This window comes from Pseudomonas sp. B21-010 (assembly GCF_024749325.1).
GTDB classification, from domain to species: domain Bacteria; phylum Pseudomonadota; class Gammaproteobacteria; order Pseudomonadales; family Pseudomonadaceae; genus Aquipseudomonas; species Aquipseudomonas kilonensis.
On record NZ_CP087198.1, the window covers coordinates 6,399,867 to 6,418,900 of the forward strand.

18 protein-coding genes and 1 pseudogene are annotated in these 19,034 nt (G+C 61.4%); 9 read left to right on the top strand and 10 right to left on the bottom strand.

Annotated elements, in window-relative coordinates; all coding sequences use genetic code 11:
* Nucleotides 1-196 precede the first annotated feature (196 nt).
* Nucleotides 197-682, top strand: a complete 486-nt coding sequence (locus tag LOY50_RS28615) for an acyl-CoA thioesterase (protein WP_003206993.1) — start codon at nt 197-199, stop codon at nt 680-682.
* A 111-nt stretch (nt 683-793) separates the two neighbouring features.
* Here the strand turns inward: LOY50_RS28615 and pdxY are convergent, their stop codons facing one another.
* Nucleotides 794-1,666, bottom strand: a complete 873-nt coding sequence (gene pdxY / locus LOY50_RS28620) for a pyridoxal kinase PdxY (protein WP_258690069.1) — start codon at nt 1,664-1,666, stop codon at nt 794-796.
* Nucleotides 1,667-1,785: 119 nt separating this feature from the next.
* Here pdxY and LOY50_RS28625 point away from each other — a divergent pair, with 119 nt between their 5' ends.
* Nucleotides 1,786-2,208, top strand: a complete 423-nt coding sequence (locus LOY50_RS28625) for a DUF3301 domain-containing protein (protein WP_214511080.1) — start codon at nt 1,786-1,788, stop codon at nt 2,206-2,208.
* Nucleotides 2,209-2,220: 12 nt separating this feature from the next.
* Here LOY50_RS28625 and LOY50_RS28630 read toward each other — a convergent pair whose 3' ends face one another.
* A complete protein-coding gene (locus LOY50_RS28630) occupies nt 2,221-3,186 on the bottom strand; it encodes a GTP-binding protein (protein WP_253470485.1) in 966 nt (321 codons plus the stop codon).
* A gap of 27 nt (nt 3,187-3,213) precedes the next feature.
* On the opposite strand from LOY50_RS28630, the gene LOY50_RS28635 reads away from it, so the two are divergent.
* Nucleotides 3,214-3,567 carry an NADH:ubiquinone oxidoreductase gene (locus LOY50_RS28635; protein ID WP_253470487.1) on the top strand — a complete coding sequence of 118 codons (354 nt, stop codon included), beginning with the start codon at nt 3,214-3,216 and terminating at the stop codon, nt 3,565-3,567.
* Here the strand turns inward: LOY50_RS28635 and LOY50_RS28640 are convergent.
* Both LOY50_RS28640 and zigA read right to left on the bottom strand, forming a co-directional pair.
* On the bottom strand, nt 3,564-4,214 hold the full coding sequence (locus LOY50_RS28640; protein ID WP_258690070.1) for a DUF1826 domain-containing protein: 651 nt from the start codon (nt 4,212-4,214) through the stop codon (nt 3,564-3,566). The two genes, LOY50_RS28635 and LOY50_RS28640, sit on opposite strands and share 4 nt — an antisense overlap.
* The gene (gene zigA / locus LOY50_RS28645; protein WP_258690071.1) at nt 4,214-5,422 is read right to left on the bottom strand and encodes a zinc metallochaperone GTPase ZigA; all 1,209 of its coding nucleotides are present in this window, start codon (nt 5,420-5,422) and stop codon (nt 4,214-4,216) included. The genes LOY50_RS28640 and zigA overlap by 1 nt, the downstream gene beginning before the upstream one ends.
* A 143-nt stretch (nt 5,423-5,565) precedes the next feature.
* On the opposite strand from zigA, the gene LOY50_RS28650 reads away from it, so the two are divergent.
* The 5 genes and pseudogenes from LOY50_RS28650 (at nt 5,566) to LOY50_RS28670 (ending at nt 9,388) form a co-directional block, all read left to right on the top strand.
* Nucleotides 5,566-5,958: a glutamine synthetase gene (locus LOY50_RS28650; RefSeq protein ID WP_253470493.1), complete on the top strand. Its 393-nt coding sequence runs from the start codon at nt 5,566-5,568 to the stop codon at nt 5,956-5,958.
* A gap of 116 nt (nt 5,959-6,074) precedes the next feature.
* A complete protein-coding gene (gene folE2, locus LOY50_RS28655; RefSeq protein WP_253470495.1) occupies nt 6,075-6,971 on the top strand; it encodes a GTP cyclohydrolase FolE2 in 897 nt (298 codons plus the stop codon).
* Nucleotides 6,968-7,635: pseudogene (locus LOY50_RS28660) on the top strand (metal ABC transporter ATP-binding protein). Before folE2 ends, LOY50_RS28660 begins: the two are co-directional and overlap by 4 nt.
* Nucleotides 7,635-8,501 carry a metal ABC transporter permease gene (locus LOY50_RS28665; protein ID WP_258690072.1) on the top strand — a complete coding sequence of 289 codons (867 nt, stop codon included), beginning with the start codon at nt 7,635-7,637 and terminating at the stop codon, nt 8,499-8,501. Before LOY50_RS28660 ends, LOY50_RS28665 begins: the two are co-directional and overlap by 1 nt.
* An 11-nt stretch (nt 8,502-8,512) precedes the next feature.
* Nucleotides 8,513-9,388, top strand: a complete 876-nt coding sequence (locus tag LOY50_RS28670; protein ID WP_253470501.1) for a metal ABC transporter substrate-binding protein — start codon at nt 8,513-8,515, stop codon at nt 9,386-9,388.
* 156 nt (nt 9,389-9,544) lie between these two features.
* On the opposite strand, the gene LOY50_RS28675 is transcribed toward LOY50_RS28670, so the two are convergent.
* Nucleotides 9,545-10,066 carry a DUF3617 domain-containing protein gene (locus LOY50_RS28675; RefSeq protein ID WP_258690073.1) on the bottom strand — a complete coding sequence of 174 codons (522 nt, stop codon included), beginning with the start codon at nt 10,064-10,066 and terminating at the stop codon, nt 9,545-9,547.
* A 141-nt stretch (nt 10,067-10,207) separates the two neighbouring features.
* On the opposite strand from LOY50_RS28675, the gene cls reads away from it, so the two are divergent.
* On the top strand, nt 10,208-11,647 hold the full coding sequence (gene cls / locus LOY50_RS28680) for a cardiolipin synthase (RefSeq protein ID WP_214511091.1): 1,440 nt from the start codon (nt 10,208-10,210) through the stop codon (nt 11,645-11,647).
* Here the strand turns inward: cls and cfaB are convergent.
* The 5 genes from cfaB to LOY50_RS28705 form a co-directional block, all read right to left on the bottom strand.
* Nucleotides 11,644-12,831 (bottom strand): C17 cyclopropane fatty acid synthase CfaB, encoded by a 1,188-nt coding sequence (gene cfaB, locus LOY50_RS28685; protein WP_253470505.1) that lies wholly within the window; start codon nt 12,829-12,831, stop codon nt 11,644-11,646. The genes cls and cfaB overlap by 4 nt on opposite strands.
* Nucleotides 12,832-13,015: 184 nt before the next feature.
* Nucleotides 13,016-14,935 carry a heavy metal translocating P-type ATPase gene (locus tag LOY50_RS28690; protein WP_258690074.1) on the bottom strand — a complete coding sequence of 640 codons (1,920 nt, stop codon included), beginning with the start codon at nt 14,933-14,935 and terminating at the stop codon, nt 13,016-13,018.
* A complete protein-coding gene (hflK, locus tag LOY50_RS28695) occupies nt 14,932-15,984 on the bottom strand; it encodes a protease modulator HflK (protein WP_258690075.1) in 1,053 nt (350 codons plus the stop codon). The genes LOY50_RS28690 and hflK overlap by 4 nt, the downstream gene beginning before the upstream one ends.
* On the bottom strand, nt 15,981-17,021 hold the full coding sequence (gene hflC, locus LOY50_RS28700) for a protease modulator HflC (protein WP_258690076.1): 1,041 nt from the start codon (nt 17,019-17,021) through the stop codon (nt 15,981-15,983). Before hflC ends, hflK begins: the two co-directional genes overlap by 4 nt.
* Nucleotides 17,018-18,979, bottom strand: a complete 1,962-nt coding sequence (locus LOY50_RS28705; RefSeq protein ID WP_258690077.1) for a protease modulator HflK — start codon at nt 18,977-18,979, stop codon at nt 17,018-17,020. The genes hflC and LOY50_RS28705 overlap by 4 nt, the downstream gene beginning before the upstream one ends.
* Between the last annotated feature and the right edge of the window lie 55 nt (nt 18,980-19,034).

Consider the following 19,034-nt stretch of genomic DNA (forward strand, 5'->3'; position numbering starts at 1 on the left):
TTGAAGGGTAACACCGCGACTTCCGACAAAAAGACGGTGCAATATATGGAAACAGATCCATCGGCGCGTGACGGCAACCACAGGCGCAGCGTCCCGATATCGGTGGTTTTTAAAACCTGGTGACCTGTTGGCAGGCCACCCACCAGCACCCGCAGAGGTGCACTCCCGAATTGCTGCCTTGAACCGTGAGTACGTTATGGAACCCGGAAACGCCCAGCTGTCGATGACGGTGTTGATGACCCCCGATATGGCCAACTTCTCTGGCAATGTCCATGGCGGCACCTTGCTCAAATACCTCGACGAAGTCGCCTACGCCTGCGCCAGCCGCTACGCCGGGCGCTACGTGGTGACCCTGTCGGTTGACCAGGTCATCTTTCGTGAGCCGATTCATGTCGGCGAACTGGTGACCTTCCTGGCATCGGTGAACTACACCGGCAACACGTCGATGGAAGTGGGCATCAAAGTCGTGACCGAAAATATTCGCGAACGCTCGGTGCGCCACACCAACAGTTGCTTCTTCACCATGGTTGCGGTGGATGACCTGCGTAAACCCGCAGCCGTGCCGCCCTTGCAGCCGCAAAACAGCGAAGAAAAACGCCGCTACGAACAAGCCCAGCAACGTCGGCAGATTCGCCAGGAGCTGGAAAAGCGTTATCAGGATATCAAGGCGGACGGGCCTTAACCGAGATGTGGGAGCGAGCTTGCTCGCGATGAGGGCATCACATTCAACCTAGAGGTTGGCTGTGACATCGCTATCGCGAGCAAGCTCGCTCCCACAAGGGGCTTGCATTGATCAGAGGCTGATCGGCACTGCCTCGAACCGCACCCGTGGATGGGCGATCCGGTCCTGGGCGCGGACCAGTTCCAGCTCATAGCTTGTGCAGGCCTGGGTTTCCAGCAGCACTTCATGCACCGCTGCGGCAGTGAATTCGAGCGCCGCCACCAGACTGTCCCCCAACAGTATCCGCGCCAGGAACAACCCTGACGTCAGGTCACCCACGCCCACCGGCTGGCGCGGGAAAGCCAGCAGCGGACGGCGCAGGTGCCAGCTGCTATCGGCGGTCACCAGCAGCATTTCGAAGCTGTCATCCGGCTTGCCAGGGTAGGCCAGGTGCTTGACCAGCACCGCCTTCGGGCCACGGGCCAGCAACGCCCGGGCCATGGCCAGGCAGTCGAGCAAAGACTGCGCCTTGCGTCCCGAAAAACTGTCCAGCTCCAGTTGGTTCGGGCACATGAGGTCCGCCACGGCAGCGGCTTCTTCCAGGAGAAACTCGCTCACCTCGGGCGCCACGATACAGCCTTTCTCTGGATGCCCCATGACCGGATCACACAGGTACAGTGCCTTCGGATTGGCGGCCTTGATCCGCGCCACGCCCGTCAGGATCGCCCGTCCCTGAGCCGCGCTACCCAGGTAACCGGACAACACCGCATCGCAGTGACCCAACTCACCGATGGCCGCAATGCCTTCTACCAATGCCGGTATCTGCTCTGGCGCAAGCACTTCACCGGCCCATTGGCCATACTGGGTGTGATTGGAAAATTGCACGGTATTGAGCGGCCAAACGTTCACTCCGACCCGCTGCATCGGAAACACCGCGGCGCTATTGCCAGCGTGACCGAACACCACGTGGGACTGAATGGCAAGCAGATGAGGCGTACGTTTCATGCGGGAAGTTTCCGTAAAACGATTGAAATTCAAGCCGCGCAGTATGCGACTAAACGCAGCCTGTACGACAGACCGGCGAGACAGTTAAGCTGGCAGCAACTTGTTGGAGCACTTCGTTCATGCTGACCCTTGGAAACATTTTCGTGCTGATGTTGCTGGCTACCGGCGGCGCCTGGCTGTGGCACAACCATGGCTTGCGCGAACGGGCGTTGGCGAGGGTCATGCAGCATTGCGCCAACCTCAAGATCGAGCTGCTGGACGGCAACGTGGCGCTGAAAAAGATCGGTTTCGTGAAAGACGCCAGCGGACGACGACGGCTGGCTCGCGTCTACACCTTCGAGTTCACCGTCACCGGCGAAAGCCGCCATTCGGGCACCATCACCCAGTTTGGTGCCCACAGCGCACAAATAGAGCTGGCGCCCTACCCGATGCCCTTCGAAGAAACACCGCCAACGCCTATTGAACCGGTCCATGCCAGGCCCAGGGCTGAAGTCATCGAGTTGAGCCAGTGGCGCCAGGAACACAACAAATGGAAGCCTTGAAACAGGGCTGACTCAGCGACACCGACAGTTCGCCAACCCGGCTTGCAGGCTACCAACGTCTTGCGGCTGATCGAAAATCAGCTCGATCCGGGAATCCTGGCGCCACTCACTGGCTTGCCAACCCAGCACCGCCCCCTCCAGCGCATTGGCTGAAACCCAACCGTCGACGCTGTGGATAACCATCTTCGCCCGTTTCCAGTCTTGGCCTTGTAGCCATCGCGTCAATGCCGTTGCGTCGAATTGCTGGCTGGGGTGCCAGCGCCAACCAATGCTCCAGCCGCCGTCCTGCTGCTGAAACAAGCAGATCGGCAGCGTCGGATCGGACCAAATGGCCGGTATCTGGCCCAGGCTCTTCGGTAGATTCAAGTTATCCACAGCCCCACTGCCCCGAGCCGCAAGGCCTGGTAATCGATCGATCGGCAGCGCAGCCTGTTGCGTCCAGTACAACGCACGCCCGGGCAGTTGCGCCGTCAGCCGTTGGCGATCGGCTTGTGTGAGGGTCTCGGACTTGTTCAGCACCAACAGTCCGGCATCCGCCAGGGTTTGTTGCTGTGCGTCGGGCAAGGGCTTGCCGTCCGCCATCGCCCGGGCATCCAACACCAACACACAGGGTTGCACCGCCAGCACGCCGAGCCATGGCGCTTCGCTCAGCTGGCGCAGCAACTGCGCCGGATGACCCAGGCCCGAGGGTTCGATGAACAGCCGATCCGGCCTGGCCTTGCGCAGCAAACGCCCAAGACCGATCTGAAACGGCGCGCCGTTGACGCAGCACAAGCAGCCACCGGCCACTTCGCCCAGTGCGATACCATCGCCCGCCTGGGTCAGCAACGCGGCATCCAGGCCGATCTGACCGAACTCATTGATCAACACCGCCCAGCGCTCATTGGCCGGGCGCTGCGCCAGCAGATGCCTGATCAGGCTGGTCTTGCCGGCGCCCAAGGGACCGGCGATGACATGGGTGGGAATGTGCTGCAACATAATCGACGGCTTTCGATGGAGGTGAATATGCGAATGATCGGCTGGTTGTTACTGGCACTGGCTTCGAACCAGGCATTGGCCCAGGCTTGTGTGGTCCACAGCCAGGCGGAACGGCTGGATGTGAAAGTCTGCCAGCAGAACCGCAACATCCCGCAGAAGCTGTTTGCCGACGGTTTCTGCCAGCCAAACCTTGTCGGCCAGAAGGTCGAGGTGCAATACGTCGATCAATGCCCTGGCGGCGCGTTCGGCGTTTGCAGCAACGCTCAGGTCGCCAATATGCCTTACCGCCAGGATATTCACTATTACGGCGTGGCGACCGATGCTGCTTATCTACAGCCCTTTTGCGAAGGGCAGAGCCAAGGCACCTGGCTCAAGCCTTAAGCCAGCCAATCCAGCGTGAGAATCAATCGACGCTCTCCCGGTGCGGGCTCCGGTGATCGATGGATCAGGCCAAGGCCTTCGTTGCCGTGCCATTTTTCGCCTTTAAGCAAACCCACATCACCGCAACGAAACTGCTGGATCACGCGCGGATCCCTGGGCTCAGCCTCAGGCTCGGCAAGTCCTCGACGGTCCATGGCACCTTCCTCAAGCCACTGGCTGCCGACACCCGCATAGGTGCTCAGCAGCCGCACCGGCACGTGGTCAACGTGAAAGCGCGGGCACATCGCCTTGTCCAGCGTGCGCAGGCGCAGGCCGACACGTTGGGCACCCAATAGGCAGGCAAATGCACTGACGAGCCAGGAGACATCGGCGATAAAGCCTTCATAGCCTTGCAGGTCGCTGAAACCTGCGGCCAGGCCCTGCAACGCCGGCTGCGTGTCTTCCTCCGGCAACTCAAGCACGCGTGATTCGGCCAGCGACGGGTCCATCGCCAGCACCATGACCGCAAAATCGCTGATATGCGCAGGAAGCTGACGCTGCCAGACCGCCAGGTTGGTGCCGTCGTCCAGGATCTGCGTGAATACCCCTGGCGTATCACCTTGGACCTGTCGTGCCTGCGTAGCCCTTTTCAGAGTGGGCGCCAGCATCACGCCGCGACCTCGTCATGCCACGGGCCGAACGGATCCGGGAACAGCCGCCAACGTTCAACACCGAGGGCCATTTCCGCGTCGGTGAGCAAACAAGCGTCCAGTTCGGCGGTGAGCTGACTGAAGTCGATGTCCTGACCAATGAATACCAGCTCCTGACGGCAATCGCCTGTGGCAGCAAGCCAGTTCTTCATGATCGCCGCTGTACTTTCCTCATCCTGCGGCCATTGGTTTTTCGGCACGAACCGCCACCAGCGCCCGGCGAAGCCATGCCGCATCAAGCCCCCGGCCTGGGACCAACTGCCCGCCTCCTCAGGTTTGCTGGCCAGCCAGAAGAACCCCTTGGAGCGCAGGAGTTTGCCGTTAGGCCATGGACGGTCGATGAAACTGAAAAAGCGCTCGGGATGAAACGGTCGGCGTGCCCGATAGGCGGTCGAGGCGATGCCATATTCCTTGGTTTCTGGCACATGCTCGCCACGCAGCTCCTGCAACCAACCAGGGGCCTGGGCGGCGCGCTCGAAGTCAAAAAGGCCTGTGTCGAGGATTCTGCCCAGCGGCACCTGCCCCATGACCATGGGGAGGATCTGCGCCTGGGCGTTGAGGCGCTGCAGAATCGCGGTCAACTCTTCCCGTTCATGCTGGCTGATCAGGTCGATCTTGCTGATCAGAATCACGTCGGCAAACTCGATCTGTTCGATCAGCAGGTCGGTGATCGAGCGTTCATCGTCCTCACCCAAGGTTTCACCCCGTGACGCAAGGCTTTCAGCGGCCTGGTAATCCAACAGGAAATTCACCCCATCGACCACTGTCACCATGGTGTCGAGTCGCGCCACATCGGCCAGGCTTCGGCCTTCTTCATCACGAAACGTGAAGGTTTCTGCCACTGGCAACGGTTCGGAAATACCCGTGGATTCGATCAACAGATAATCGAAACGCCCTTCCCTGGCGAGTTGCCCGACCTCTTCGAGCAAGTCCTCGCGCAACGTGCAGCAGATACAGCCGTTGCTCATTTCCACCAGTTTTTCTTCAGAGCGACTCAGGGTGACATCTCGCTGGACTTCGCTGCCATCGATGTTGATTTCGCTCATATCGTTGACGATCACCGCCACTCGCAGATTGTCGCGATTACGCAAAACGTGGTTGAGCAGTGTGCTTTTACCGGCACCGAGGAATCCGGAAAGCACGGTTACGGGAAGACGATTGGGCATCAGGTATATCCTCATCGGGCGGCCGCTTCGACTACGGCTCGTTTCCAGGGTTTGGCTAGATTCAGGGGCAAGGCGTTTATGTTATAGTATAACAACGCAATTCAACCAGCCCCCGCCATCCCTCATTGGCCTGAGATCACTCCATGCGCAATCATCTGAAATTCGTAGTGGCGAGCCCGTTGTTGCTGTGGGTGTTAAGCGCTTCGGCCCAAACCTCACTCCTGGCGAACTGCACCCGCAGTGCAAATCTGCTGGCGTGCGTGGACATCCAGGGCAACGCCTACAGCGTCGCAACGGCGGGAAACACCATTTATTTACGGGGTTTTGAAGCCGCCAGTCGTCGTTATTGGGCGCAAACAAACAGCCGTTACGGTCAGCTCACCTTCTTTACTGGCTTGGCATCGGATGGAGAAAGTTGGGTCGGATACAGCCGGCGAGTGGGCTGGACGACCCTCAATCGTTTCTCGAGCTCTGGTGGTAGTGGGGGCGCATTTGTATGCGGGCGCATGAACGGCTGCCAGGATTCATCTCGCTGATGTTTCACGTGGAACGTGAACGTTTGGGGAGATGAAACTCCTTTCATGGAAAAGGTTTCTTTAAATCAGTTGTTATACTATAACATCTAATTTTAGACCTTCGATGGACCTTGACCATGAACGCGTTAACCCTGCCCGACGTCGCAGCGCTGGCTTCACGTCAACCCTTGCCCCTCGATTGGGTGGGCATGTGCGGTATCGCAACGCCGGTGGTGATTGACGGCCAGCGTCTCAGTGCAATGGCCGACGCAGGTGTCAGCCTTGATGACGGTGAGGCGCGCGGCATTCACATGTCACGTTTATACCTGGCGCTGGAGTTGCTCGAAGAGACGACGCTTTCGCCAGCCTTATTGCGCCGAATCCTCCAGCAATTTCTCGACAGCCACGAAGGCTTGTCCCACGCAGCATCGCTCAGTGTGCATACCGATCTGCTGCTCAAGCGTCCGGCACTTATCAGCCCGCTGATGGGTTGGAAACGCTATCCGGTGAGCATCGAAGCCCACTTGAAAAACGCAATGTTCCACGTGGAACTGAACATCCAGATTCCCTATTCATCCACCTGCCCTTGTTCGGCCGCACTTGCCCGGCAGTTGATCCAACAGCAATTCGTCGACGACTTTGCTAACAAGAAACTTGAGCACGCCGAGATCCTGGCCTGGCTAGGTTCATCAAACGGCATCGTTGCCACCCCTCATAGCCAACGCAGTACGGCGATCCTGACCCTGCGCCTGAATGCCAATGCCGACGATTTGCCGCTGCAGTCTTTCATCAACGAAGCCGAAGCAGCCCTCGGCACCGCTGTGCAAACCGCCGTCAAGCGCGCCGATGAACAGGCCTTCGCCCTAGCCAACGGCCAAAACCTGATGTTCTGCGAAGATGCCGCGCGGCGATTAAGCACGGCCCTGAGCCGGTCACCCGACATTGTTGCGCTGAATGTGCGCGTCGTTCACGCCGAAAGCCTGCATGCCCATGACGCCGTGGCGCAGAGCCGCTGGACCCGGGAGGCATCATGATCAACTGCCAAGCGCTGCGCTGGGGCGCACCCGGACACCCTCTCACCCCGCCGCTCGCGATGCAGCGACCGGCCGGCAGTCTCACCGCCATCATCGGTGCCAACGGTTCGGGAAAAAGCAGTCTGTTGAAAGTGCTCGCGGGATTACAGAAACCGCTCTCCGGCAAAGTCACCTTGGATGTTCCACGCCGTGGTGGGGTTTCGTTCATGCCCCAGCAGCAACATCTGGATCGGCAATTCCCCATCAGTTTGCAAGAGTTGGTAGCCGCCGGTTCCTGGGGTAATCGACACACGCCGGCCATGCGCAGGCAGTTGCTCCAGACCGTACTGGCCGACTGGGCGCTGACCGGCCTCGAACATCGTCCGCTAATGGCGCTGTCTGGAGGCGAGCTGCAACGCGCCCTGCTCGCTCGCCTGAGCCTGGCCGAAGCGCCGCTGCTGTTGCTCGACGAACCCCACGCCGCCCTCGACGAACAGGCCAGGCGCTGCTGTGGAAACACCTCCATCACTGGCATGCCCAGGGCCGAACCGTCGTGGTGGTATGCCATGATTTGGCAGCGGTGCGCCAACATATCCCCCATACGTTGCTGATCAGCAACACCGGCTGCGTGCTGGGCCGCAGCGTCGACTTGATCGCTCAACAACCCCACACGTGGGTGGCCTGATGCTTGCGGCCACTCATCTCTGGCAACCGGTTCAAGAGTTTGTCTTCATGCGCCGGGCCTTGCTTGGCGGCCTGGTGCTGGCGTGCAGCACAGCGCCGTTGGGCGTGTTCCTGATTCTTCGGCGCATGAGCCTGATTGGTGACGCCGTAGCGCACGGCATTCTGCCTGGCGCCGCCCTGGGTTTCTGGTTTGCCGGGCTGAGCCTGCCCGCCCTGACCATTGGCGGCCTGGGCGCGGGCCTGAGCATGGCCGGGCTCGCCGCCTGGATTACCCGACGTACCGGTCTAAGGGAGGACGCCAGCCTAGCGGCGATTTATCCCATTTCCCTGGCGGCCGGTGTGTTGATCCTCGGCATGGCCGGTAAACGCCTGGACTTGCTTCACTTGCTGTTCGGCTCGGCGCTGGCGGTAGACGGCCCAACACTCACCGGCATGCTCTGGGTGTCCGGCGCAAGCCTGTTGGCGATGACCTTGATTTACCGCCCGTTGCTGCTAGACACCTTGGACCCGCTGTTCCTGCAAACCGTCAGTCGTCTCGGCCCGTTAGCCCATGGTGTGTTCCTGACCCTGGTGGTGTTGAACCTGGTGATCGGCTTCCAGGCCATCGGTGCGCTGATGGTGGTCGGCCTGATGATGTTGCCAGCCGCCACGTCGCGATTCTGGAGCCGTCGCCTGCCACTGCTGATGCTGATCGCGGCGCTGCTTGGGTGCCTCTCGGTGTGGTTTGGCCTGTTGTTGTCCTTCTATTACTCACTGCCCAGCGGGCCGTCCATCGTACTGGTGGCGGGCGCGTTGTACCTGCTGTCGGTGGTATTCGGGCCGGTGCACGGCTTGCTGCGCCGCCCGCCTGTGCTCACATCCCAATGAGGTGTTTCCCGATGCGCGTACTGCTCGTGCTATTCAGTTTGATGCTGTCCATGTCCTTGTCCGCCGCCGAAAAGCTCCAGGTGGTGACGAGCTTCAGCATCCTCGCCGACATGACCCGACAGGTCGGCGGTGAGCATATCCACATCACCAACATGGTCGGGCCGGACGCCGATGCACACACCTACGAACCCACGCCAGACGACGCCAAGGCATTGCTCAAGGCAAAACTGATCATCAAGAACGGACTGGGCTTCGAGCCATGGTTGGATCGCCTGGTGACCAGCACTGAAACCACTGCCCCGGTGATCAGCGCCAGTCGCGGCGTCATCCCGCGCTCACTGGATGAGGATGGCGAGACCATCCCCGACCCGCACGCCTGGCACAACCTGGCGAACGCCGAGCTGTATGTCAGCAACATCACCAAGGCATTGGAAGCTGCCGACCCGGCCAACAAGGCCGACTACGAACGCAACAGCCAGGCATATCTGAAGAAAATCCATGCGCTGCTCGCCGAAGCCAAGGCCAAGCTCGGTGCATTGCCTACCGGCAATCGCAAGATCGTGACCTCCCACGATGCATTCGGTTACCTGGGCCAAGCCTATGGCATCGAGTTCATGGCGCCCCAGGGCTTATCCACAGAGCGTGAACCGTCGGCGGCAGAAGTCGCGGCACTGATTACCCAGATCCGTCAGGCGAAGGTCAAAGCGGTGTTCATGGAAAACATCAAGGACGCACGCCTGCTCAAGCAGATCGCCGACGAGAGCGGCGCGCACATCGGCGGTACGCTGTACTCCGATGCACTCGCCACTAGCGGACCGGCCAGCACTTTTACTGGTCTTTTCGAATACAACCTCAATACGTTGTATGAGGCGCTGAGTCGGCCTTGATCAAGCACTTGTGGCAAGGCTTGCCCTGATCGAGCACTTGTGGGAGCAAGGCTTGCCCGCGATGAACGATAACGCGCTTGGCGGTTGACCAAGTTGCCCGCATCGCGAGCAAGCTTTGCTCCCACAGGTTCACCAAGAGATTACCTCATACCCGATTCAAGCCCTCGGCTTGACCGTCCCGCACTCCTGCCCCAGCCATACCGCGCGCGTGTCGAGGCTGCCGTTCTGCTGGATGCCGGTGGCATTGAACGTGCCGTTGACCTTGGTGGTGAATTCACGATCGCTCTGGAACGTCGCGACGCCATTGCCCTGGGCTTTCGGGCAACTGAAGCGAAACTTCCACTGATTGCCGGTACGCTCGGTGATCTGCTGCTTGCAACCCGATTGCGGGTCTTGCAGCGGAATGTCATTGGTTTGCACCTGAGCCGGGGTCAGGCAGACACGGATGCCTTTACCGCCCATGGTGATGCCCTGCTTTTCCAGCATCGCCCGTTGCTCCGGCGTCATCTGGTTCTGCACCTGGCCCAGGATCAGTTGCAGGTCCGGCAGGTTCTGGTTATCGACCTTCATGTTGCTGGTGGTCAGCTCCCATAAACCCGGCTGGAGCATCTGCGCCTGAGCCGCCATCGGAACCGATAACCCCATTGCCAAGGTCACACCCAGCAGACGAACATTCATTGCATAAACTCCAGAGGACAAGTGGCCGTTAGACGCCGCCCACAGGCTTCGGTTCAGGCCCGGGACGAGTGAATTAAATAGCGACATTCGCCATGGAACATGGTCTGTTAAGCATTGAAACTTCCGGAGCAAGAATGCCCCATGGATTATTTCGGCCCGCATGTTTTCGGTTACCTGATCGCGCTGCTCCACACCCTGGGTTCCATTGCCGCCGTCCACGCTGTATTGACGGTGCGCACGGCCCAAGGCTCGATTGCCTGGGCCCTGTCGCTGCTGTTCATTCCCTACCTGACCTTGATCCCTTACCTGGTTTTCGGGCGCAGCACCTTTGATGGCTACATCAAGGCGCGCCGACAAGCCAACGAAGAGATGCGCAAGGCGATCTCCGAGCTGAACTGGCGGCCGTGGGTTGAAGAAGCTTTGACCGCCCGTGCCTCCCAGGCCTACGACTCGCTACGGGCCATGCCCAAGCTGGGGCGCACACCGTGCCTGGCGAACAATCAGGTGCGTTTGCTCGTCAATGGGCAGGCCACGTTCGAGGCAATCTTCCAGGCCATCGATAACGCACGGCAGGCCGTGCTGATTCAATTTTTCATCATCCACGACGACCGCCTCGGCCTACGCCTGCAGACACTGCTTCTGAAAAAAGCCGCCGAAGGCGTGGCGGTGTATCTGCTTTACGACCGCATTGGCAGCCACTCCCTGCCCCACCGCTACGTCCAGGCGCTGCGCGACGGTGGTGTCCACGTGAAAGCCTTCGCCACCCGCAGCGGCTGGCTCAATCGGTTCCAGGTCAACTTTCGCAACCACCGCAAGATCGTGGCGGTGGATGGCGTTCTAGGCTTCGTTGGCGGGCACAACGTGGGCGATGAATACATGGGCGAAAAGCCGCCCCTGGCGCCGTGGCGCGACACCCATGTCGAAGTCTGCGGCCCGGTGGTGGGGAGTATGCAAGAGTCGTTTGCCGAGGACTGGTTCTGGGCGGCCCGTTCGCTGCCACCGCTGATCCTGCCAGACACCTACCCGGACGACGGTGTGCTCTGCCAGTTGCTGACCAGCGGCCCGGCCGATGCCTACGAAACCTGTTCGCTGTTTTTCGTCGAAGCTATCCATGCGGCCAGCGAGCGAGTCTGGATCACAACGCCTTACTTCATCCCTGACGAAGCGGTGTTCGCGGCCTTGCGCCTGGCGGTGCTGCGCGGGGTGGACGTGCGCATCCTGCTGCCCTCGCGGCCGGACCACAAGATCGTCTACGCCGCGTCCAGCCTGTATGCGTTTGAAGCAGTGCGGGCCGGTGTGCGGATGTTCCGTTACGCGCCGGGTTTCCTGCATCAGAAAGTGGTGCTGATCGACCGGGAAATCAGCGCCATCGGCAGTGCGAACCTGGACAACCGTTCGTTCCGCCTGAATTTCGAAGTCATGCTGCTCACGGTGGATATCCCGTTTGCCACCGAGGTCGAGCAGATGCTTGAGCAGGACTTCGCCCAAGCCGTGGAAATCGACAAACAGGAAAGCCGGGAGACCCACCGCCTGCAGAAGATCGGCATGCGAATCGCCCGGCTTATTTCCCCGATTCTCTAAGGTGTGTAGATGTCGTCGCGGGTCCAGGGCAACTCATGGCTACCGTCGGCGTGGGCCTTCACCGCCAGGATCTGGTGCAAATTGATCCAGCCCTTGGCGAACGCGTAGGCACAGCCGGCCAGGTACAGACGCCAGATCCGCAACGCCTGTTCCGGTACTTCCTTCGCGGCGGCCTCGAGATTGTCCTCCAAGCGTTCACTCCAGTGATCGAGCGTGCGCGCGTAATGCAGGCGCAGGCTTTCCACGTCGACGATCTCCAGCCCCGCTTCGCTGATCTCGGCAGAGATCATCGACAGGTGCGGCAGCTCGCCGTTGGGGAATACATACTTCTCGATGAATTCACCGGCGCCACGACCGACCGGACGACCGTCGGTGTGCTTGGCGGTGATGCCATGGTTCATCACCAACCCGCCCTCCCGCACCGCGCCGAACAACGTCTTGCAGTACTGCTCGAGGTTGGCGTGGCCAACATGCTCGAACATGCCGACGCTGACCACTTTGTCGAAGCGACCGTCCTGGGGCAGGTCGCGGTAGTCCAGCAATTGCAACTCGACCAGATCCTCCAGGCCTTCGGCCTTGACCCGTTCCCGAGCCAGTGCCAGCTGCGCCTTGCTCAGGGTAATCCCGAAGACTTTGGCACCAAACTCCCGCGCGGCGTAACGCGCCAGACCGCCCCACCCGCAACCGACATCCAGCAAATAGTCACCCGGCTGCAATCGCAGCTTGCGGCACAAGTGGCGGAATTTTGCTTGCTGGGCCTGTTCGAGGGTTTCACTGCCCGTCTCGAAATAAGCACAGGAATAGGCCATGTCGCTGTCGAGCCACAGCTGATAGAACGCGTTGGAAAGATCGTAGTGATAGGAAATCGCCTTGGCGTCGGTTTCCTTGTCGTGGAGCGAGCGAACCGGCTGGTTGTCGGCGTCATCCTCGATCAAGGCCTGGCTCCATTCATCGCAGACACGAATGACTTCGTGAATCGAACCTTCGAGTTCCAGTTTGCCTTCGACGAAGGCCGCTCCTAGCGCATCCAGGCTGGGATGGGTGAATTGCGCGACCATTTGTGGGTCCTTGACCACGATCGTGACACTGGGGTCGTCACCCAGTGAAAATTCATGGCCATCCCAGAGCCGCAGCCGAAGCGGTAGATGCAGATTCTGTAAGGCCGGTGGAAGTTGCGCGAGCATGAAAAATCCCCCTTGTTTCAGACGTCTGAAAATGAGGGTAGACCATCATAGAAAAATAGCAGGCTATCGAATTTATAGCCTTTCTCTATCACCGTCCCAAATTCACTCCTTGTGCCGGGTACTGCCAGTATGGGTGCGCCCTCTTCAACAGAGACTGCAAGGGTGACGCACAGTTCGCCAAGGGTTATCCAACGGTTCCCTTCGCTTGGATTTTCAGGACTGGCTCCTGGAACCGCAGCAATCGCCCTGCATTACCTAACACTAGCAGGGTACTGAGATTGTGCAGCAGCGCGGCGATCATCGCCCCCGCCGCGCCGAGCCAGCCGAAGGCGGCAAAGGCGACGATTGCCAGCGTCCAGCCCAGGCCAATGATCACGTTGACCTGCAATGTGCGCCTGCATTGGCGGCTCAAGCGCACGCAGGTGCCAAGGCGGCGCAGGTCGCTGCCGATCAGCACGATGTCTGCCGACGCCAGGGCGATGTCGGCACCGCCTGCGCCCATTGCAACGCCGACCACCCCGGCCTTGAGCGCCAGGGAGTCGTTGATGCCATCGCCCACCACCATGGGGCGGAACCCATGGTCGATTTCGGCCATGACCCGTTTGAGTTTGTCTTCAGGGAGGGCCTGGGCTTGCAAGTCGCCGATGCCGACATCCCGGGCCAGCGTCGTGGCCACGCTCTGGCGGTCGCCGGTCAACAGCAACTGACGTCCCAGGCCCAGCTCGCGCAGCTCGGCCATGGCAACCCGCGCCTCCGGCTTGACGCTGTCGGCCAGCAACAGCCAGGCGAGGAACTGCCCGTCCAGGGCCAGGCCGGCAATCGGGCCGTCGTGCTCCGGGACCGCTGACGTTTGAATGCCCAGTTGTGCAAACAACTCCGGCCGCCCGAGCGCCGCTTCGCCCTGGGCGGTCATCGCGACCACCCCCAACCCCTGGCGCTCATGGATGTCCGTCAGCGCCAGGCAATCTTCCTGTTCCACCAGCCCCGCCAACGCACGACTGACCGGATGACTGCTGGCCGAACCGAGGCTGGCAGCCAAAGGCAGCAGGAACGATGCATGAGCATCCTGGGCATGTTCGATGGATTGCAGACGCAGGACGCCGTACGTCAGAGTACCGGTCTTATCGACAACCAACGACGTCAGGTCCGCCAGTTCTTCCAGGAAGGCCGAGCTGCGGATCAGGATCCCGTGGCGCGCCGCCACCGCGATCCCGGCAATGGCGGTGGCCGGCGCCGACAGCACCAACGCACAAGGGCAGGCGGCGACCAATACCGCCAGCATCGCCTGGGCATCGTTGGTCACGAACCAAGTCACCGCCGCCAGCAACAACACCAGTACCAGGTAACTGCCGGCGTAGCGTTCCAGCAGGCGAGTGATGGGTGGCTTGGAGCGTTCGGCGTTTTGCATCAGGGCGATGACTTTGCCCAGGGTTGATTCTTCGCCGGTCCGGGTCACTTCCAGGCGCAGCAGGCCATCCAGGTTGATCGCGCCACCAAAGACATCAGTACCGACCACAGCCTCCAACGGCACCGACTCACCCGTGATGGGCGCGGTGTCGAGGCTGGCCTGGCCGGATAACACCCGACCATCGGCCGGCACCCGATCGCCAGCGCGCACCTCCACGACATCGCCGGGCTGGAGCGTCGCGTTGTCGACATCGATGATCGAACCGTCGGCCTGCACCTTGCGACCTTGACTGCGGGTCAGTTGGCCAAGGGCATGGATCGCCTCCTGGGAGCCAATGACGCTGCGCTCTTCCAGCACATGCCCGAAGATCATGATGATCGGCAACAACGCTGCCGTCAGCAGATCGCCGGTGGCCCAGGCGCCGAGCATCGCCAGGGCGATGAGTTGATCGGTAATCCCGTGCAGGCTTGGGTAACGCAAGCTGTACCAGGCCGAACGCATCACCGGCACCGCCACCAACAGCGAGGCGAACCCCAACAGCAGTTGGCTGACACCGCTCTGCTCCGGCGACCAACCGCGCCATACCAGGCCCAATGCGAGCAAGCCGAGGGCGAGCATCGCCAAGGTCAGTTGTCGGGCGGCGATGCGTTGTTCCGTCGAGGACAACATCGGTGCAGCGCTGGTTTGGGCGGTCATTGTCCGGCTCCCTGGATGATCAGGCGGGAATCGTCTTTCGGATCTACCGTGGTCACTGAACCGGCCTGGCGAAGGATGGCAGGCATGCGTTCGCGATACAGGCGCAGCAACATTTGCGGATCGCTGCCTTGGGTCTTCGCCAAGCCGAGCACCGTGGCCGTGTCGGCCGAAGCCTTGGCGAGTCGTTCGCTGGCCTGGGCATGGGCGACTTGCACGGCACGGTCGGCGTCTTGGCGGGCGGCCTGGCTGAGTTTTTCGGCTTCGGTGCGCGCGTTGGCCACGGCTTTATCGGCCTGCTGGCTGGCCGTCAGCACCGCGTTGAAGGCACTGACCGCCGGCCCCGGCAAACTCGATTGCACATCGACCCGCACCACTTCGATACCCAACCCCTGCCCCGTCGCTGCCAGGTCAGCCAGGCGTCGGTTAAGCCCCTGCACCAGATCGCCACGCAAGCGTTCACGGCGTTCAGCCGCCTGGCTGTCGCTGCCCATCAGTTCGGGGCGAGCCACCAGAATGGTGTCCAGGTCCCGGGCTGCAGTCAGGGCCACGGCACTGCGGGTCGCCAACCGGTCCAATGCCGGCAGGACATGTTCACCTTGCAAGACGAAGGAATAAGGGTCGGTGACTTTGTAGAACACCCGTACATCCAGTTGCACCACGCCGGCATCACCGGTCAATAAATAACCAGAGCCGGCCAACGCATCGCTGACCGGCGTGGCGAAACTGGCAACACGATCGGCTTGCAGGGCCTCATCCGAGCGCAGCAGATTTTCCACACGCCGCTCAAGCACCCGATCCGCAGCGGGCAGCAAGACCACTTGTTCCACAGGACGAGGCCACGCCAACAAGAGGCCGGCATTCTGAATGCGATCCAAGGCGCCAAAGTGCAGCACCACCGCACGATTCTGCGGATCGATCTGCCGCACGTTGGAAAAGACCCAGGCCAACGCCGCCAGCACCGTGACGGCGTAAAGCGCAAGAAACGCCAGGCGTCCGGCCTGGATCCACGGACTGGATAACTCGTTTGTTCCACGTGGAACCAAACTCATGGCTGTGTTCCACCTTTGCCGTCCACGGAAATTGGACCGTCCACCAGGACACGGAATGGCGCCGCATCGGTGCGCAAAATCAGCTTCGTACCTGGGCTGACAATGGTGCCCAAGGTGTCCAACGAACGGAGCAGGTTGTAGAGCTGCGGGGAGCCCGCGTATGCCCGGCCATAGATCTCGGCCGCTTCTACCCGCGACTGTGCTTCGATATCCGCAGCTTTCACCGTGGCATCGGCTTGCAAGACTCGCGCATCACGTTCTGCGGCGGAACGAATCTGTGCCGCTTCGCGCTTGCCGATGGCGGTGCGTTCGGTGGCGATGGTCTCACGCTCGGCACGCATGCGATCCACCGTCGCCGTCAGCGTCACCGAGGGCAAGGTCAGGCGCTCAACGCCAACTTGCAACACGCGCACGCCATAAGTGGTGAGCAACTGTTGATCGATCTGCTGACGCAGCTGAGCTTCGAAATCGGCGATGCGCACTTGGCTGGCGTCGGTGTTGACCAGGTTCGCCAGGTCAAAACTGGCGGCGGTGGTTTCCAGCGCCGAGCCGACGAAGGTGCGAATCTGCCGTGCGGCTTCGTCCGGTTGGTTCTGCACCGCGCGCATGAAACGCTGCACGTTTTCCGGGTCACCCTGCACCTGCCACGCCACGTAGGCCTGGACGATGATCCGCAGGCCATCACGGGTGCCGACATCCTGCAAGCCGCTGGACGTGGTGCGCAACCGCAGGTCCACCGGGATCGCCGCCTCGAACGGCGCCGGCCAGCGCCAACCCAAGCCAGGTTGCAGCAGCACCCGCGCCGGATTACCGAAACGAGTGATGACCGTGGCCTCCCCCGAGCGCACTTGCACCAGGCTTGCGGCCGCAATGGCAAACGCCACCAGCAACGCCGCCCAACCCATCCGCCGCCACGGGAACGGACCGGCCTGCTGCGGATCGCCATGATGGTGGTGATGATGACCATGGTGATGACCGGCATGGCCGTGATCGTGACCGGCGTGGTCGTGGTGATCGTGTGAAGAGGACTGGCTCAATGGGCAGCTCCTGGCGGGACAGGGTTACGCGGCGACGCGGGGTCTGCCGGCAGCGTGAAGGTACGCAAATCGATGGTCGGCGCGTTGCCGCTGCCGCCCAGGCGATGATCGAGAATCAGCAACCGGGCATTGGCGAGGCCCTGGCTGAGTTGACCCAGGTAATGCTCCAGCACAAAAGCGTGCCCCGCCGTGGCGTAGGCTTTGCGGTCGGCACTGAAGCGCAGGTCAGCGGCCTGGGCAGTCGCGTTGATTTCCCGGGCGGTGGCCGTGGCTTGGTCATGGGCGACGCTGGCTTGCAATTGCGCCTGGTTGGTCTGTTCCGCCGCCGCGCCGCGCTCTCGGGCGATCAATGCCTGCGCGCCGATCTGCGCCGCCTGCACGCCGTGGTAGGCATTGGCCGCACCAGCCGGTGGATGAATCGCCTCCACAACCGTCGCCAGGATTTCCACACCGCTATCGAGCGATTGCAAATCAGCCTGGACGGCGCGACCGATTTCGTCGGCGAGGCTGACACGGTCCGCGCCCAGCAAACCATCCAGCGTGCGCGACGCAAACTCATGCACCAGGATGCGGCTGGCGGTGCTGCGGATCAGCGTCGGCACATCGGCGCTGTTGTAGGTCGCCGCCAACGCCGCGGCGTCGGTCAGGCCGATGCGGTAGACAAAGCGCACGTCCATGTTGACGATCTGGAAGCTCTGCTGGTCGGCACGACGACTGGCAATGACCTGGGACTTGTCGTTCACATGGCTGGCGTCCCACAACCGATTGGCGATTGCCGGCGCCGGTCCCTCCGCCGGTTCAGCCTCGACCACTGCCCGACTCTCCGCGACGCTAGTCGCCAGTTCATGCACAACACCATTCTCGACGTTGAGCACCCTGCCCCACGGCCAAGGCAACGCGACATGCAAGCCAGGGCCGAACACCTCCACCGGTTTGCCAAAGCGCTCATAGATGCCACGCCCCTGCAGCGGCACTTCGTGCACGCCCGTCAACAACCAGCCCACCAGCACCACCAGTGCCAACACCGGCAAAAAAGCCCGGCGCATGTAGCTGAAGGCCCAGATCTGGCGCAGGTCGATGCCAAAACGGTTGTGCAGTTCATGTTGCAAGGCCAGCAACGGTTGCGGCGGCCAGCGCAGCAGATCGGCGATGACACTGCGGCCCAGCAGCGTCGGTTCCAGGGCGTCCCGGCGCGGGATGAATAACGACAGCACCGCACGCAGCAAAAACTCGGCCGCCACCACGCCCGGCAACAGCCCCATCAGCACGGCCAGGCGCATCGGCCAGATGGACGTTTCTGCGGCGAACAACAAGCACAAGGCGCCGAGCACCAGCACGATGATCGTCACCCGCGTCAGTTGCGCCAGCGACGGCGCTTCCGGCCATTCCACGGGAGATTGCTGGGCCAATTGCCGCTCGAATACCAGTAGCCCGAACGCCAACAACAACGACAACACCGCCCCCACACTGGCCGAGACACCGAGGGCCGCAGCCGGCAGTTGCAAATTCCAGGCTTGCTCCAGGCCCAGCAATACCAGCACTGACCACCCGGCCAACCACAACGCAGGCGCACCGATCTGTTTCAGCAGGCCGACTCCGCGAGCGCCAATTCGCTCCAGCAGCCGCTCATACCAACCCAGGTTATCAACAGGCTCGTTTTCCGCAGGCAGGTTATCCACAGCTGGCAGCAGCGCGCTGCTACGCCATTGCGTGACCCACCAGGCCGATTGCAAACCCGCCACCAGCACCAAGAGTCCCGCGCCTTGGCTGACCAGCAAAACCGGCCATAGCGAGTGTGGCGAAAACACCCCGATAAAAAACGCCAATACCAAGCCCAAGCCCGCCGCGCTTCCCAGGCCGAAGGCGATCTGCTTCAAACGGCGCCCCTGAAACGACGCGCGCTGAAAACGCGGCCATTCGGCCACCTGTGCCCCCTCGACATCAAGATCGACTTGCATACCACCCCAGCACTCGTGGCGATCAAAATCTGGGCCCGTGGACAGATGCCACCGA

What these genes read in the sequence shown, in the direction of transcription:
- LOY50_RS28640 (WP_258690070.1), bottom strand. Translation starts at nt 4,214, where the DNA reads ATGCTGGCGCCCACTCTGAAAAGGGCTACGCAGGCACGACAGGTCCAA.
- LOY50_RS28615 (WP_003206993.1), top strand. Translation starts at nt 197, where the DNA reads ATGGAACCCGGAAACGCCCAGCTGTCGATGACGGTGTTGATGACCCCC.
- LOY50_RS28670 (WP_253470501.1), top strand. Translation starts at nt 8,513, where the DNA reads ATGCGCGTACTGCTCGTGCTATTCAGTTTGATGCTGTCCATGTCCTTG.
- LOY50_RS28650 (WP_253470493.1), top strand. Translation starts at nt 5,566, where the DNA reads ATGCGCAATCATCTGAAATTCGTAGTGGCGAGCCCGTTGTTGCTGTGG.
- LOY50_RS28675 (WP_258690073.1), bottom strand. Translation starts at nt 10,066, where the DNA reads ATGAATGTTCGTCTGCTGGGTGTGACCTTGGCAATGGGGTTATCGGTT.
- LOY50_RS28625 (WP_214511080.1), top strand. Translation starts at nt 1,786, where the DNA reads ATGCTGACCCTTGGAAACATTTTCGTGCTGATGTTGCTGGCTACCGGC.
- LOY50_RS28705 (WP_258690077.1), bottom strand. Translation starts at nt 18,979, where the DNA reads ATGCAAGTCGATCTTGATGTCGAGGGGGCACAGGTGGCCGAATGGCCG.
- cls (WP_214511091.1), top strand. Translation starts at nt 10,208, where the DNA reads ATGGATTATTTCGGCCCGCATGTTTTCGGTTACCTGATCGCGCTGCTC.
- hflK (WP_258690075.1), bottom strand. Translation starts at nt 15,984, where the DNA reads ATGAGTTTGGTTCCACGTGGAACAAACGAGTTATCCAGTCCGTGGATC.
- folE2 (WP_253470495.1), top strand. Translation starts at nt 6,075, where the DNA reads ATGAACGCGTTAACCCTGCCCGACGTCGCAGCGCTGGCTTCACGTCAA.
- LOY50_RS28635 (WP_253470487.1), top strand. Translation starts at nt 3,214, where the DNA reads ATGCGAATGATCGGCTGGTTGTTACTGGCACTGGCTTCGAACCAGGCA.
- LOY50_RS28630 (WP_253470485.1), bottom strand. Translation starts at nt 3,186, where the DNA reads ATGTTGCAGCACATTCCCACCCATGTCATCGCCGGTCCCTTGGGCGCC.
- LOY50_RS28690 (WP_258690074.1), bottom strand. Translation starts at nt 14,935, where the DNA reads ATGACCGCCCAAACCAGCGCTGCACCGATGTTGTCCTCGACGGAACAA.
- zigA (WP_258690071.1), bottom strand. Translation starts at nt 5,422, where the DNA reads ATGCCCAATCGTCTTCCCGTAACCGTGCTTTCCGGATTCCTCGGTGCC.
- pdxY (WP_258690069.1), bottom strand. Translation starts at nt 1,666, where the DNA reads ATGAAACGTACGCCTCATCTGCTTGCCATTCAGTCCCACGTGGTGTTC.
- LOY50_RS28665 (WP_258690072.1), top strand. Translation starts at nt 7,635, where the DNA reads ATGCTTGCGGCCACTCATCTCTGGCAACCGGTTCAAGAGTTTGTCTTC.
- cfaB (WP_253470505.1), bottom strand. Translation starts at nt 12,831, where the DNA reads ATGCTCGCGCAACTTCCACCGGCCTTACAGAATCTGCATCTACCGCTT.